The sequence below is a fragment of the Streptomyces sp. NPDC006739 genome (assembly GCF_042869815.1).
Lineage (GTDB): Bacteria > Actinomycetota > Actinomycetes > Streptomycetales > Streptomycetaceae > Streptomyces.
In genome coordinates this window covers 39,139-53,099 of sequence record NZ_JBIAGM010000039.1, presented here as the reverse complement: position 1 = coordinate 53,099, position 13,961 = coordinate 39,139, and the positions used below count along the sequence as shown (strand labels likewise).

14 protein-coding genes and 1 pseudogene are annotated in these 13,961 nt (G+C 67.0%); 7 read left to right on the top strand and 8 right to left on the bottom strand.

Annotated elements, in window-relative coordinates:
• Positions 1 to 1,118: 1,118 nt before the first annotated feature.
• The 5 genes and pseudogenes from ACFYMM_RS40520 to ACFYMM_RS40500 all read left to right on the top strand — a co-directional run.
• Positions 1,119 to 1,742: a hypothetical protein gene (locus ACFYMM_RS40520; protein WP_388396871.1), complete on the top strand. Its 624-nt coding sequence runs from the start codon at positions 1,119 to 1,121 to the stop codon at positions 1,740 to 1,742.
• 55 nt (positions 1,743 to 1,797) lie between these two features.
• Complete coding sequence (locus ACFYMM_RS40515) at positions 1,798 to 2,217, top strand: hypothetical protein (RefSeq protein ID WP_388396868.1); 420 nt, start codon at positions 1,798 to 1,800, stop codon at positions 2,215 to 2,217.
• A gap of 102 nt (positions 2,218 to 2,319) precedes the next feature.
• Positions 2,320 to 3,570 carry a helix-turn-helix domain-containing protein gene (locus ACFYMM_RS40510; RefSeq protein WP_388396865.1) on the top strand — a complete coding sequence of 417 codons (1,251 nt, stop codon included), beginning with the start codon at positions 2,320 to 2,322 and terminating at the stop codon, positions 3,568 to 3,570.
• Between the two features lie 136 nt (positions 3,571 to 3,706).
• Entirely contained in the window at positions 3,707 to 4,276 is a 570-nt protein-coding gene (locus ACFYMM_RS40505) for a hypothetical protein (protein WP_388396862.1), read from the top strand.
• A gap of 89 nt (positions 4,277 to 4,365) precedes the next feature.
• Positions 4,366 to 4,719: pseudogene (locus ACFYMM_RS40500) on the top strand (SDR family oxidoreductase); the annotation flags it as partial.
• A 24-nt stretch (positions 4,720 to 4,743) separates the two neighbouring features.
• On the opposite strand, the gene ACFYMM_RS40495 reads toward ACFYMM_RS40500, so the two are convergent.
• Positions 4,744 to 5,304, bottom strand: a complete 561-nt coding sequence (locus tag ACFYMM_RS40495; RefSeq protein ID WP_388396860.1) for a hypothetical protein — start codon at positions 5,302 to 5,304, stop codon at positions 4,744 to 4,746.
• Positions 5,305 to 5,616: 312 nt separating this feature from the next.
• Here ACFYMM_RS40495 and ACFYMM_RS40490 point away from each other — a divergent pair, with 312 nt between their 5' ends.
• Entirely contained in the window at positions 5,617 to 6,645 is a 1,029-nt protein-coding gene (locus ACFYMM_RS40490) for a LuxR C-terminal-related transcriptional regulator (RefSeq protein WP_388396858.1), read from the top strand.
• A gap of 145 nt (positions 6,646 to 6,790) precedes the next feature.
• Positions 6,791 to 7,327, top strand: coding sequence for a GNAT family N-acetyltransferase (locus ACFYMM_RS40485; RefSeq protein ID WP_388396855.1), 537 nt, complete (start codon positions 6,791 to 6,793; stop codon positions 7,325 to 7,327).
• 79 nt (positions 7,328 to 7,406) lie between these two features.
• Here ACFYMM_RS40485 and ACFYMM_RS40480 read toward each other — a convergent pair whose 3' ends face one another.
• The 7 genes from ACFYMM_RS40480 to ACFYMM_RS40450 form a co-directional block, all read right to left on the bottom strand.
• The gene (locus ACFYMM_RS40480; RefSeq protein ID WP_388396853.1) at positions 7,407 to 8,489 is read right to left on the bottom strand and encodes a HesA/MoeB/ThiF family protein; all 1,083 of its coding nucleotides are present in this window, start codon (positions 8,487 to 8,489) and stop codon (positions 7,407 to 7,409) included.
• Positions 8,486 to 9,811, bottom strand: a complete 1,326-nt coding sequence (locus ACFYMM_RS40475) for an MFS transporter (RefSeq protein ID WP_388396850.1) — start codon at positions 9,809 to 9,811, stop codon at positions 8,486 to 8,488. Before ACFYMM_RS40475 ends, ACFYMM_RS40480 begins: the two co-directional genes overlap by 4 nt.
• A 480-nt stretch (positions 9,812 to 10,291) precedes the next feature.
• A complete protein-coding gene (locus ACFYMM_RS40470; RefSeq protein ID WP_388396848.1) occupies positions 10,292 to 11,125 on the bottom strand; it encodes a hypothetical protein in 834 nt (277 codons plus the stop codon).
• Complete coding sequence (locus ACFYMM_RS40465; protein ID WP_388396845.1) at positions 11,115 to 11,759, bottom strand: hypothetical protein; 645 nt, start codon at positions 11,757 to 11,759, stop codon at positions 11,115 to 11,117. The genes ACFYMM_RS40470 and ACFYMM_RS40465 overlap by 11 nt, the downstream gene beginning before the upstream one ends.
• Before the next feature lie 135 nt (positions 11,760 to 11,894).
• Positions 11,895 to 12,176 (bottom strand): hypothetical protein, encoded by a 282-nt coding sequence (locus ACFYMM_RS40460; RefSeq protein WP_388396843.1) that lies wholly within the window; start codon positions 12,174 to 12,176, stop codon positions 11,895 to 11,897.
• 577 nt (positions 12,177 to 12,753) lie between these two features.
• Positions 12,754 to 13,047, bottom strand: coding sequence for a replication initiation protein, RepL2 (locus ACFYMM_RS40455; protein WP_388396876.1), 294 nt, complete (start codon positions 13,045 to 13,047; stop codon positions 12,754 to 12,756).
• Positions 13,048 to 13,061: 14 nt separating this feature from the next.
• Positions 13,062 to 13,514, bottom strand: a complete 453-nt coding sequence (locus ACFYMM_RS40450; protein WP_388396841.1) for a MarR family transcriptional regulator — start codon at positions 13,512 to 13,514, stop codon at positions 13,062 to 13,064.
• Positions 13,515 to 13,961: the final 447 nt, after the last annotated feature.

Here is a 13,961-nt window from a genome sequence, read left to right as displayed (position 1 = left end):
CCCGCGGAGCGGGTCCCCTGGGCGCTGCGCGCCCAGGCTAGCGAGGTTCAGCGCTGCGCGCTGAACCTCCGGACCCGCTCCGCGGGTCCCACTGCGCTACGCGCAGTACAAGCGAAGCGCTGCGCTGCGCGCAGCGCAGCCTTCCCGCTCCGCGGGAAGAAACCCACCATGCCTTCGCGAAGCGAAGGCACACCTTTCCCGCTTCGCGGGAAAGAACCCGCCCACGCAAAGCACGGGTAACTCACCTGCTACACAGGCAAATCAAGCTCCCGCGAAGCGGGAGCGGCACCTACACAACAAGAAGCGCCCCCAAGCGGCTGCGAAGCAGACGCACACCCACACTCCACAACACAACCCACACTGCAGGCCACACGGCCTCCGCTTCGCTCCAGCCGGCCACAAACAACCCCCCAGTGAGATGCGCTGACAGGACCTCAGAACGCCCAGGCACTGACCATCCCCGAAGTCCCAAGCAAAGCGTGCATCAAAACGAGCAGCAGACCCAATTTGGACCACAGCTACCCTGCCGACACACCCCACCACCGACACCCACCGAGCTGCCACTCGACCTACACCCAGGAGACAGGAACCCCAGCCCGACACCACCCGCACCTGCTCCACCCCCGCGAATCATGAGGCCCGGCACCTCTCGGCGGTAGGCCTTAGAGAAATCTCTATAAAGGGAAAGGAACTGTCGGCGGTACCCCACACTCAAACGCGAAACAACCCACCCCCCAACCACAGTCAACAGAACTACCGCAAACCGCTGACACGTTCGAGTGACACAGAGACCGCAGCACAGGAACAGATCTGCCTGGTTCGGGCCTCGTGAAGGCCCGAACCAGGCCGCCCGAGGCTATGCGGCGTCGACCTCTACTACGTAGTTAAGAGCGCGCAACGCGAAAACCGTACCTGACCTGGGCAAACGCCGAGCGGCTTGTTTCAGATCCTTAGAACAAGCACCTTCGTGGCGTTCTAGATCTGTAGAACAAACGGCACTTTTACCTGACGGTCTGTCAGGCATGTGCGCCAGCCAGTTCGTTCTGCATCCGTGAAACAAGACGGTATTTCTGGTGATACCGTCGTGTACATCCGTTGATCATCTGAGGAGCGTGCCGATGGAGCATTTGCCGATCGTTCGGCCAGGTGAGCGGGTTGTGACACGCTCGGACGGCAAGGGCGGCATGATCCTCGGCGTGGAAAAGATCGAGGGCCGTTCTTTCGCGGTCAGTGCTGAATGCGCTGGATACGTCCTCGATGCAAGACTGCTCTGGGATGTCCTCGGCAGCCTGAAGATGCCCGGTTCGTGGTTTCAGGTGTGGTCCAAGTTAATCTCTCTCCAAGATCCGGCTGGCCGGTCAGATGGCTGCCCCAACGCACCTCGGGGCTACATCCGCATCTCGCAACGCGCACTTCAAAAGCGCTGCGGGCTGTCGGCTGCCTCGATCAGCGAGCCCAGCCAGTTCTTCACCCACATCGGCTGGATGCGTACCGTGAAACCCGCGCTGCTCCAGCTCAACCCCTGGCTGACAGTGGCCGGTACCTCCAGCGAGCAGCGGCGGTGGCAGGCCGCCTGGAACACCGCAGAGGGGCCCATGTGTGTCATCCCCACACCCGACTACCCGGCGGAATGGCGCGCCGAGCGGGCCAAGGCCAAGAAGGAAGCAGCCGCCGCCCAGTTGAGGCAGGCCGTCGTACCGCTGCGCCGACGGCAATCATGCAAGGCGAAGGAGACGGCGTGAATCCCACAGGGATACCCTTGCCCCGAGGCGGCGCACCAAATGGAATCGAGACCCTGTGACCAGCTCCCACATCCCAAGCCCCCCAACGGACGAGCCAGTCACCATCTCCCGCGACGTCCTGCAGCTCCTCGCTCTGGTCGACATCTCTCCCACCGGCCGACGCGTCCTCGACATCCTCCTCGCCCTCCAGGACCCCGACACCGGCACCGCCCACATCAGCCAGGACGAAATGTGCGCCACGCTCGGCGCCGCAAAACCAGCGGTCAACCGAGGCTTCCGCGAACTCCGCCAATGCGGGATCGCCTGGATCCACCAACGCGGCCAGTACCAGCTTCACCCCCTCATCACCGGCGGCCGCCTCGCCAGCACCACCAGCGCCGTGCCCCAAATCCAAGCCAGCCACCCAGAACACCTCACCCAACAGCGCCGCCAACGCTTCGCCGCCCAAACGGCGAACCTTCCCCACACCACCTAACAAACTGCCCAATGACCGGGTGGACGCGGCTGGGGACTCACGAGAGAACGACGCTGCCCCTACGCTGACATGAACGGACCTGCTAGGAGGGGCAAGGCTGAGATGTCAGAAAACGCTACCCCTGACCCGTACGCCGATCCCCTCAGGTTCGGCCAGCGTGCACAGATCCTCCGCGAACGCCGAGGCATGACGCAGGCTCAAGTTGCCGATCTGCTTGGTGTTTCGCCGCACACGTATCGCAAGATCGAGAATGGACAGCAGAAGGCGCCCGGTATCGAGACAGTTCTGCGCCTCGCCGAGATCCTTCGGGTGCGGGATCTGGCGGACCTCACAGGCCGGCCGGAGGCAAGGGTCGACCTCTTCGTCGGGCCCGGCCATCCTCGGCTCACCGCTGTCAAAGCAGCCATCGACGGATTCCCGCTCACCAACCGCGTCGAGCCGCCTCCCGTAGCCCACCTGGAGGCCCGGCTCCACGCTGCGTGGAAGGCACGGCACGCTTCGATGAACCACCGCGAGGCGATCGGCGCGTTGTTGCCTGACCTGATCCGGGACGCTCAAGCCCTCGTACGCCATTGCGGCAGCGCGGTCGAGCGCCGCGCGGCCCAGGCGCTGCTCGCGCAGACGTACTCCCTCGCGCAGTTCTTCCTCGCCTACCAGCCTGACAGCTACCTGCTCTGGCGCGCCGCTGAACGCGGCATGATCGCCGCCCAGGAGAGCGAGGACCCGCACGCCATCGGTGTGGCCTCATGGCTGCTGGCCCAGGCCCACCGCGACAGCGGATCGCGGCACTACGATGCCGCCGACCTCGTCAACCTCGAAGCGATCCGATTCCTGAAACCGCTGTTGCCCGAAGCGTCGGACGACGTCCTCGCCATCGCAGGTGCCCTTGAGTTCGAACTCGGCTACACCGCCGCTCGACGACAAGAGACCGGTACGGCATGGCGGCACTGGGACAAGGCCAACGACATCGCGGCGCGGCTCCCAGAGACCTACTACCACCCCGTTACGTCCTTCTCCCACGCGGTGATGCGCGCGCACGCGGTGACTGTCGCCGTCGAGCTGCGGCAGGGTGGGGAGTCCGTACGGCAGGCAGCCAGGGCTGAGCAGAGCGTCATCAAGTCGCGTCCACGCCGGGCCCGGCACCGAATCGAAGAGGCCCGCGGTTACCAGCTGGACAATCAGCCGGACGTCGCTGTCGCGTCCCTGGAGAAGGCGTACGAAGCCGCGCCCGAGACCATCCGCTACAACGGCTACGCGAAAGCGATCCTGCTGGAGGAGATTGAGTCCACGCAGGCTCCCCGCCGCCGCCGTGCCGCCGACCTGGCAGGGAAGGTGGGACTGCTCACTGCCTGAACGTAGCGACCGGATCGCGGTCGGCGATTGCCTGCAGGGGCTCCTACCGTTCAAAGCGTCAAGCCCCGATGAGGTGGTGAGACCTCGCCAGGGTGCCCACGCCGCTGAGGAGCGTCGACACATGCAACCTACCGCCGTGACTGGCACAGCCGCCTTGCGGCCGGTCGGAACCGAACCCAGCACGCTGGTCCACTCCAGCGCCGACCGCAGACTCGCCACCGAACACTGGCTGCTCTCCACCCGCTCCGCACCCAGCCAAGCGCGCCTGGAATGGCAGGAACAAGGAGTTGCCCTCCTCCCCCTCGGCACCCTCTTCTCCGCCGTACGCATCCCCGCCCGGCTCGTCCACAGCATCGCCGGAACGGAAGAAGCCGACGACACCGACGAGTTCCTGGAAGACGCCCTCGACGGCGGACCGGTCATCTGCGACCCCCATGGGCGTCGCTACTACGTGCTCGTCCCGGCCGGCATGCCTCGCACGTGGCGCCACGCCGCAGACGAGTGGCGGTCCAAGCTCGACGTGGAACTTCTCGGGCGCGGCACCTACCTCGGCGTCCCACGGCTCACCGACGTCCGGCACAACCCGCACACGTACGCCTCCTACTGGGCCGTACCCATGCACTCCCCCGCCGCCCTCTGCACCCCACTGAGGGTCACCCGACTCCTCACCACAGCACACCACCAACTCGTCGACGAAGCCGGGTAACCCCCGCGCCATGCGGGCTCGGAGACCGCGACGGGGGTTAGGTGTACGGCCGAGCAGATCGAGCGCCTAAGGGTGGCGGGGGCGAGTGCGGCGCCATCGTCAACTGCGCGTCCCTGGGCGGGCTCGTCGGGTTGCCCGAGCGTGCGGTCTACCACGCCTCCAAGCACGGCGTCATCGGTCTGACCCGCAGCGCCGCGGTCGAGTACGCGTCACGGGGGGTCCGTATCAACGCCGTGTGCCCCGGCGTCATCGACACCCCGATGGTCGCCGACATGGTCGAGAACCAGGCCGAGGCCATGGCCGGCATCATCAGGGAACAGCCCATCGGCCGGCTGGGGCGAGCGGACGAGCTCGCAGCAGCCGTTCTGTGGCTGTGCAGCCCGGGCGCCAGCTTCGTCGTCGGAACGGCTCTCCCCGTCGATGGTGGCTTCACCGTCCACTGATCGGTGGAGGACGCGGCCAGGCCGTCAGGCGGCGCGGCAGAGTGCCGTGGGGGCGGGCGGTGACGTGGTGCGGGAGGTGGCCGTGGTGCGGGGGGTGGCCGTGGTGCGGGGGGTGGTCGTGCGTACGGGCCGGGAGGTGGGGGTTGTGGGGGCGGTCTGCGAGCGGTTGCGTGCGAAGACCACGAGGCGCAGCACCGCGAAGCGCGCGATGCCGGCGAGTGCGGAAGCGGACAGGTAGACGACCTGGTCGAGCAGCGCGCCGGGTGTTGCCACCAGCTGCTGCAGGATGAACATCGCCACGCAGGTCATGGCGTATGCCGCTGCTGCGGATCCGACCGACTGCACGTGCTGGCGCCAGGTCGCGCACCTGCCTGCGCCGAAGGTGAAGCGGGCGTGCAGTTCGGTGGCGAGGAGTGTGGAAGCCGCGGTGATCAGGGCGTTGGCCAGAGTCCAGGGAAGCCAGGAGGCGAGTGCCGTCACGGCGAAGCTGGAGGCCAGGCCCACTCCACCGCCGCAGAGCACGAAGCGGGCGAAGGCGGTGAACGCGCCCGGTGCCGCGTACTGCCGACTGTGCGCTGTCTCCATGGTTCCACCCCCGGTTCGATGTTTCTGACAGTGGAAACGCTACGTTGCGTTCATTGTTTTCGCAATCGAGTTGTTGGGGTTGTCGAGCATTTTTGCTGTTCAGAGGCCATGAAATCGTTGCGATGACGTGCAGGGAACGCAACATTCTCGGACCTGCACATTGCAATGGAGTGGCGGTGAACGCTATTGGCGCGTGGAAGGGTTCGAGGGCAAGCTGAGGAGTTCTCGACTGGGCTTTGAGTACCTTCCGGTTACTCTCCGATCGATGGTCGTTCGCAGTCCGGTGCGGTCGGTTCGCGAAGGGGATGGACAATGATCGGTTCTGCCAAAGACGTCCAGCCTGATTCCGAGACCTCCATGCTGGCGACCCTCATCGAGCAGGACGAGGTCTGCGTCGAGGTGTACCGCCTCGTCATCACCCGGCCGGCCTGGGGCGTGGGCGAGATCGCCCATGAGTTGCGCCTCCCGGAGTCGGAGGTGCGGGGGAAGTTGGACAAGCTGGCCGAGTCGTCGATGCTGTTCCCGTCCGGTGAGACCGCTCACATGGTGGGGATCGCTCCTGAGGTCGGGCTCGCCCGTTACATTCACCAGCGAGAACGGCAGATCCACGCCCAGCAGCTGGAGTTGGCCTCCATTCGCGAAGCCGCGGCAAAGCTCACGGCGGCGCACGCGACGCAGAGGGGTTACTACGGCACTCTGGGCCTGGAGCGGCTCGGAAGTGTCGCCGAGGTGCGTGCGCGTCTCTCCGAGATCGCCCAGCAGGCCACCAGCGAGTTGCTCGCCTTCATGCCTGGCGGTGCGCAGAGCCCGGAGGCGCTGGAAGCGAGCCGGCCGCTCGACGAAGCGAGCCTCGCGGCTGGTGTGAGCCTTCGAACCCTCTATCTCGACAGCATTCGCAACGACCGTGCGACGAACGACTACGCGCAGTGGCTCTCCGGGCTCGGCGGTGAGATCAGAACCGTGCCGTCACTGCCGCTGCGCCTGTTGATCGCGGACCGGTCGGTGGCTCTCGTGCCGATCGATCCGGAGGACAGCCGGGCTGGCGCCGTCGTGATCCAGACTCCGGGCGCGGTGGCCGGGTTGCTGGCGCTGTTCAACCTTCTGTGGGAACGCGCCACACCGTTCGGAACGCCGCCCCCCAGTGTGTCCGACGCGCCCACCCCTCAGGAGATGGCCCTCCTGCGCATGCTGGCCGAGGGACAGACCGACGAGGTGGCCTCGCGCAAGCTGGGGCTGTCCCTTCGTACCGCCCGGCGTCTGATGGCGAGTGTGACGGCGAAACTGGGCTCCCGCAGCCGCTTCGAGGCGGGGATTCTCGCCACCCGCGCAGGATGGTTGTGACCTGCCGAGGTTGCAGGCCGTCGCTCTGGACGAATCAAGGAAGCGAATCGAGGATGAGACGTAAATGAGCCGGTTTCTTCTCCCCCATGTGGTGTCGTGTGCCGCTGTTCGTGGCGGTGAGAGCTGGGGTTGGGACTGAGCGGTGATGGACTACTCCCTGCACCGTGTCCGCACGCAGGACTGGCAGGCGTACCGGGTGATACGCCTGCAGATGCTGCGGGACACCCCGCTCGCCTACCTCGAAACGATCGAGGACGCCCTCGGGCACCCCGACAGCGAATGGCAGTTCCGCACCTCGCGCGCCGCGGGCCCCGGCAACATCGGTGTCGCCGCCGTCGAGCCGGGGGGATCCTGGACCGGGGTCATGAACGCCTTCCTGCCCGCGCCGGACACCGCCAAGCTGGTGGGGGTCTGGCTGCACCCGGACCACCGGGGCGCGTCGGGCGGCGCGGCCACGCTCATGCTGGACGAGATCGTCCGCTGGGCACGCCAGGAAACCTCGGCCGAGCGGCTCGCCCTCCTGGTCCACGAGGAGAACCGCCGTGCCATCGCCTTCTACCGGCGCAGCGGCTTTGTCGCGACCGGGCACAGTGAGCCGTACCCGCTGAACGAGAGCCAGCAGGAGGTGGAGATGGTGCTGCCGCTCCGCCTCGGCCACGTCGAGGACTCCCTGGCCGTCTGACGGCCTCGTGCACATACGAAATCCGGGTGCCGGCCGGGGTCCTCCACGGCCCCGGCCGACACCCGTGGTGACGCGGCGGCTACGCCGCGCCGACCGGCACCCGCTCCAGGGCGCCTGCGCCGCACGCGGTGCACTGCTCGTTGCGTTCGTACCGCTCGGCCTGGACGCCGTACTCCGAGGAGTCCAGCAGCAGTTTGGTGCCCAGCGACCGAGTCGGCAGTCCCAGCAGGAAGCGAAGGGCCTCGTTGACCTGGGTGGCGGAGACCAGGGCGTTGAGCGGGCCGTAACTGGGCGCCTGGTAGGCCCGGTTGTACTCGGTGAAGTCGGTGCCCTCCAGGTCGCCGCTGTTGTAGGCGGCGAGACTGGTGTTGGCGTAGTCGCACTCCAGACAGGGGGTGCGGCCCGGTACCACGAGCGGGCCGACGATTCCCGTGGTGTCCAGGTAGCCCGCGCAGCTGTAGGGGACTCCGGTTCGTACGGATGCTTCGTTCATCCAGCGGTGGACGTCCTGCGGGGTGTCGGCGGACAGCACGACAAGGTCACAGTCGGCGAAGTTGCGGACGGCGAATTCGGGTGAGTCGAAGGCTTCGTTGACGATGTCGACGCGCACCTCGGAGTTGCGCTCGGCGACGCGGCGGGCGAGTGCCTCGACCTTCGGTGTGCCGACGTCGCCCTCGGTGTAGAGGAACTGCCGGGTGAGGTTGGTGGTTTCCACCACGTCGGAGTCGGCGACGACGAGCCGGCCGATCCCGGCCGCGGCCAGCATCATGGCGACGTTGCTGCCGATGCCGCCGGTACCGATCAGCCCGATGGAGCGTTCGCGCAGGATGGCCATGGGGTCGCCGTCGAAGCCGGAGACCCCGAAGTAGAGGCGGTGCCGGCTGTAGCGCTCGGCGCGGTCCACCCAGTGGGTGGTGAGGACACCGGCGTCCCGCAGCTCGCCGAGGAGTTGCTGGGCTTCGAGGGTGCTGAGCCCCGAGCGCTCGATGACCGTCGCGAGTGCCTGCTCCTGCGGTACGGGGGTCGAGAAGGCGGACAGTACGTGGCGCAGGTAGTCGGGGGCGTCCTCGATGACCAGTGCCGCAGGCGGCATGAGGCCGATCATGAGGTCTTTGCCCGGCTGGAGGACGGACAGTCCCTGCCGGAGATTGAATGATGTCATCGGGTGTCTCCGTGTGCCGCCACGGCCGCGGTCGCGGTCGCGGTTACGGGTCGGGTCGTGAGGGCGGAGTCGGACGGTTCCGCGTGGTCGGTCGCGCGGTGTTCCGTCGCGGTGCGTTCGCTTGCCAAGTGATCACTTGCGGAGTGGTCGCTTGCGGAGTGGTCGCTTGCGGAGTGGTGAGTGCGGGCGGTCAGAAGCCGTCCCCCTCTCAGGGCGAGCAGCGCGGCGGCGGCGAGCGAGAAGACCGTCAGGAAGGAGGCCGCTCCGGGGGGCCCGGCGAGGGCCAGCACGCCCGAGGCGACGGCGACGGAGACGGGTTGGGCGAGGGACTCGACGGACTGGACCGCGGTCATCGTCTGGCCGAGGTGTTCGACCGGGACGCGCTCCTGGATGAGGTTGGAGCGGGATACGGCGTAGACCATGCCGCACAGGTTCACGGCGAGCATGGACGCGGCGGCACCGTACCAGGAGGGGATCGCGAAGAGCGCGGCGCCGGCGGCCATCAGCAGGGCGGCCCGGCGCATCACCGGTTCCTTGGGGCGGTCGGCGAGCCGCTGGCAGATGAGCGTGCCGAGGAAGAGGCCGACTCCGGCGGCGCTCGTGACGATGCCCGCCTCGGTCGGGCCGTCGTGGTAGACGTCCCGTACGGCGAAGACGGCGAGGGTGCCGAGCGGTGCGTAGACGGCGGCGACGGCGGTGATCGAGGCGAGGAAGCGCCCGGCGCCCTCGGCCTTCCGGAACCAGGTGATGCCCGCCGCGACGCTCTTGTGCATGGGTGCCGAGGAGGTGTTCCCCGGCTCGGTGGGGACACCGATGGTGAGGACGACGGCGGCGATGGCGAGGAAGGTCAGGCTGTCCAGCAGCATCAGTACGCCGGTGGAGGTGACCTGGAGCAGCAGGCCGCCCACGGCGGGTCCCAGGACGGAGGCGGAGGTCCAGGCGCTGGCGAAGGCCGCGTTGACCTTGCTGCGCCGTTCTCCGTACAGCCGCGGGATCGTCACGAAGGTGGCCGTGCGGGCGAAGAGGTCGATGCTGTTCATCGCGTACGCGATCGCGCCGATGAGCCATACCGCGCCCGTCGACGTCCCGGCGGCCCAGGGGATGGTGAGCACGAGGCCGGCCTGGAGCAGATAGGCCCAGAGCATGAGCGCGCGGGGTGAGCGCCGGTCGGCCAGAATTCCGACGAACGGACCCGGGAACGCCTTCGGGAGCTGGGTGGCAAGGGCCACTCCGCCCATCGCGGCGAAAGAACGTGTCCGGTCGAAGACCAGAAGTGGAAGCACGATGTTGAACACGCCGTTGCCGAATGCGTTGACCCACATTCCGGCGAAGTGGCGGCGGAACCTGAAATCACGCCAGATGGAAATCGGCGGCTTTTTTCCGGCCTCCGGCTGGTGTGTTCCGGTAGTCGTCATGAGAACTTCCGCCTCCGAAGGCATGCTCTGACCTGGGATTCTCCGTTGCCGCGGGCCGGGAGCGGTGATCTACTCCCGGCCCGCGAGGCAAGAGATCAGTTGAACATACGACCGGAGACGGCCTTGGCGGTGACGACCTTGATGATCTTCAGCATTTCGACTCCCTGGAGGGTTGAATCGGTTACCGGGATTTCCTCCCGGTCTCGCCGGTCCTTTGCGGCGATGGGTTAATCATGTCCTCTCCGAGGGGCCTGCGGAAGTAGTTCCTGGTGGCATCAATTGAGCGTGGCAGCAAAGTGCCTGAAAGGGTGTCGGGGTGCCGGTCCGGGAAATGAGAAAGGCCCTCCGAGCAGGACTCGGAGGGCCGGCGTACGACAGGGACGTACGTCATCGCCTGCGCAGGCGGCGCAGGAAGCGCGCTGTATGTCTCTCGGCTTCGGGGCGCAGCACGTACAGCGGCAGGGCGTGGACGGCGTGGTGCCAGAAGGAGATGTCCATCGTGGCCTTGACGGAGGCGTGGAAGGCGAGCGAGGCGAGGCCGACGGTGTGCGGACGTTTACGCAACGCCAACTGGGCGGTGGGGTATAGCAGTTCGAAGCACAGGGTCAGGACACTGGCGGCGGCGGCCACGTTCATCGGTCTGAGGCTGAGCCATTTGCCGGCCCGGGTGCCGAGTTCGGCCCAGCTTCCGCGCAGTGTCCGGCCGTCGGCCCAGGCGGGTCCGCTCCGTAGCAGTTTGGACAGTCCGGACTGGAAGTACAGGCAGGCGTAGTACATGCGCATCGCGGCGAGTACGGCGGCTGCGACCTCGGGCGATGTCTCGTCGGTGTCCTCCGCGGCGAGGCTTCCGCGGGAGTCGGTCAGCGACAGCAACAACAGATACACGTTGAGGTTGGAGTTGTAGTTCCACGCCCGCTGGTCGAACTGGGCCACATGACGCTGTACGGCGGCGAAGGAGACGTTGGCCGCGAACTTGACGGCCTTGTTCTCGCATCCGAGGGTCCAGGCGGCCACCGAGACGAACGCGAGCCGGCGCAGGGCCTCGTACTGCTCGGCCGTGAGCTTTCCCGAGGCCGCGGGGGTCTGCGGGGGCGAGGGATTCCACGGTTCGGCGAGCACATCACCGGGCGGCAGGTGCCACAGCGTGTTCAGCGCTGCCAGGCCGGTGGTGATCCGCGCCAGGGCGATCCGTTCACGGGCACCGGTGATCTCAGACAGCATGGGCGGCTGCCTCCTTCTCCTCGTCTACTGCGCCCTCTGCATCCTCTGCGCCCTCTGGGTCGATGGCGTCGGCACCGGGCGGAGCGAACCGCCACAGCGACTCCGGGGGCTCCTCTCCCGCCGCACCCTCCGGGTCGTAGCGGTGAACCAACTCGGCCGACAGCACATGGGAGCGGTCGAAGGGCGAACAGGTCCGGAAGTCGACCTCCACGAAGTACAGCTCCATGGCGACGAAGCGGCGTCCGGGACCCGGCGAGAAAGATGCCTTCACCTCGTCCCAGGCCGGCCAGCGCCGCCGGTTCAACCGATCCAGCGCCTGCCGGCAGAACCGGTCACGGGCCGCGATGTCGTCATGGGTGTGGAAGACGCGCTCCAGGACGGAGACCACCCGGAAGAACTCCAGGGGCAGCAGCGACCAGGGATCGGCGGGTCCGATCACCCGGCCGTCGTCCGTGAAGAGCCGTACGCGCATCTGTAGGGCCCGGTCACGCTTGTGGTAGGCGAACATGTTGAACGTGGAGAACGGCCACCGGTTGGTGTTCGTGACGGTGTGCCACACCTGGCCGGCCAGGTAGGCGGATGTTCCCGCGACGATGGCCCTGCTGAGCAGCTTGGCCCGGGGTGCATGAAACACGTGCGCTCTCTCCTCGATGGAGCGTGCGCCTGCAGCGGCGGCACACACGGCGGTCTCCAGCCGAGTCTCACCAGTCGCGGTCGGCGGCGGAAGCCTGCGCCGATGGCAGGATCGGCCCCTGGCACCGTCCTGCCGTCAACGTCTCCCGTCGGGGGAAGGCGTGATTTGCCAACCCCGCAGAGCCGGACTGGAGGTCAGGGCGCGGCGGCAGATGCTTCCCGCCGCGGCGAGGGCCGCGGACGGGCTCTCGGCCCGGTGGAAGAACGTGACGTCGACGCGGCCGGCGGCGGTGCGGGCGTGTATGTGCTCCAGCCCCTCGCCCGGGTGGGCCGTCGTCCACAGAATGTCGGTGATGATCCCGGAGTCCAGGTCCGGCTGCGGGGCTTCTCCGCCTGCGACCAATGTGGCCCTGGCCATGAACATCGAGCCTCCTGTCTGCGGGATCAGATACGGCGTGTGCCCTGGACGCAGTCAGGATGAGCCGCAACCTTGTCCGCCGACTGGACTGGACGAAAAGCTTTGGGTGGGTGAGGCGCCCCCACGTCGCCAGTCTGCTCACCCGGAAGGGGGCGCGGGAAGGGATTCCGGTGGCATGAAATGCGTGCGGCACCCACCTGCCTGGCTGGTCGAGGCGGCTGAGTCGTATGAGTCGGCTGCTGGGAGGGAGGGGTGCCCGGAGTGGTGTATCATTGATCTTGAGCGCGTCGCCAAAAACGAGCAGTGCTCAATGCGTTGGTGGTCCAAGGAAAGACGTCCCGCTTCCTGCGGGGAGATGCAGGTGCAAGGCCTGCCCGGCGCTCGAAAACAGAGAACGAAGAACCCCGCCCCCAGGTTGTCCGGGGGGCGGGGTTCTTCGTGTGTCGCGTGTCCGTGGCAGCTGGGGTCCCGTGTCCGCGCGGCTCATGGACGCTGGTGCGGTTTGACGCTGGGTGCAGCCGGGGCGTCCTGACGGACGTGGCTGATTGACGTGGTGTTCATCAGCCACGTCCCGCTGTCATGTCGCGGTGCGGCGGAGGGGGACGACTACCTCCTCGCCGGTGGCCTTGGGGCTCAGGCGGTAGTAGCGGATGTGGCCCAGGCGCTCCGACTCCTCCAGCCAGCCGGCCTCGACGACCTGGCGGCGGGTGCGGGAGAAGACGGTGGGGGACATGCCGAGGGTGTCGGCGAGTTCGGCGGCCGTCTTGCTCACGGTGCCTGCCCGGTCGGTCGGGTGGGCCGCGTAGAGCATGAGGATCAGCCGCTGGTTGGCGGGCAGGCCGGCTGTGTGTTCAAGGAGGCGGAGGGTCATGTCCTTGGGGCTGTTCACTTGGCCTCCCACCGTGCAGGGGTTGTTTCGTCGAAGCCGGGGATGTCCGGCGGGTTGCAGGTCTTGATGGCTTCGCGTTGTTCGATGCCGGTCCCGTGGAAAGCAATGTACGGGCTGATTCGGTAGAAGTTGTAGTTCCCGATGCGGCCGCGGACGATCAGGATCCGGTGCTTGGTCAGCTTCCGGTTGATCTTCCCTACGGCGTCGGTGGACATGCCGACCCGTTTGGCGATGTCCGCGCCGGTGGCCTTGAGCGGCTCCAGGCCTTCCGGCGAGACACCGATCCACCACAGCACAAGGAACTTCTGACTGGGCGTGAAGGCCTTGCTCTCGGTGATCGCTTCCACGCGTGCCTTGTCGACCTGAGTGTGACGGCCGGAGAAGGCATAGGGCGCATAGGGGACGATCTCACCGGTGTCAGCGTCCAGCAGTCTGCGCGCTGTTCCCAACAGGGGCCTCCGTGCCTGGTTGCTGGAGAGTTCATGACGGGTGGCTCTCAGGTCGACCAGATGAACTTAACGTACATGAGCAAGAAGTCGATGAACCCTGCTCGGTCAGCCGTGTCGCTGGACTTCGGAGGGGGGCCGGGAGGGTGATCCGGGGCGGCCGACTCCTCGCTATTACGGCGTAATAGGTGGGGGTGAGGGGCCTCTCGTCATGAACGTGAAGTCCATTTACCCAGTTCCTGGGAACTGGGTGCCACGATCCCTCGAACCGCCTGTGCTGTTCACCGAACTGGGTGGCAGATCGCAGGAACTGGGTGCGGAGGGGTGTTTGCGCAGGTCAGCGAGGAGATGAGGGTTGCGTGCTCTTTTACTTCGGCTGACCCTTGTGGCGGGCGAGGGCGAGGGCCCCGTGGGGCCCTCGGCAGCTATACCCGTTCTTGTCACCTGTGC

What these genes read in the sequence shown, in the direction of transcription:
- ACFYMM_RS40470 (WP_388396848.1), bottom strand. Translation starts at nt 11,125, where the DNA reads ATGCTGTCTGAGATCACCGGTGCCCGTGAACGGATCGCCCTGGCGCGG.
- ACFYMM_RS40485 (WP_388396855.1), top strand. Translation starts at nt 6,791, where the DNA reads ATGGACTACTCCCTGCACCGTGTCCGCACGCAGGACTGGCAGGCGTAC.
- ACFYMM_RS40480 (WP_388396853.1), bottom strand. Translation starts at nt 8,489, where the DNA reads ATGACATCATTCAATCTCCGGCAGGGACTGTCCGTCCTCCAGCCGGGC.
- ACFYMM_RS40495 (WP_388396860.1), bottom strand. Translation starts at nt 5,304, where the DNA reads ATGGAGACAGCGCACAGTCGGCAGTACGCGGCACCGGGCGCGTTCACC.
- ACFYMM_RS40455 (WP_388396876.1), bottom strand. Translation starts at nt 13,047, where the DNA reads ATGACCCTCCGCCTCCTTGAACACACAGCCGGCCTGCCCGCCAACCAG.
- ACFYMM_RS40490 (WP_388396858.1), top strand. Translation starts at nt 5,617, where the DNA reads ATGATCGGTTCTGCCAAAGACGTCCAGCCTGATTCCGAGACCTCCATG.
- ACFYMM_RS40475 (WP_388396850.1), bottom strand. Translation starts at nt 9,811, where the DNA reads ATGTGGGTCAACGCATTCGGCAACGGCGTGTTCAACATCGTGCTTCCA.
- ACFYMM_RS40520 (WP_388396871.1), top strand. Translation starts at nt 1,119, where the DNA reads ATGGAGCATTTGCCGATCGTTCGGCCAGGTGAGCGGGTTGTGACACGC.
- ACFYMM_RS40510 (WP_388396865.1), top strand. Translation starts at nt 2,320, where the DNA reads ATGTCAGAAAACGCTACCCCTGACCCGTACGCCGATCCCCTCAGGTTC.
- ACFYMM_RS40460 (WP_388396843.1), bottom strand. Translation starts at nt 12,176, where the DNA reads ATGGCCAGGGCCACATTGGTCGCAGGCGGAGAAGCCCCGCAGCCGGAC.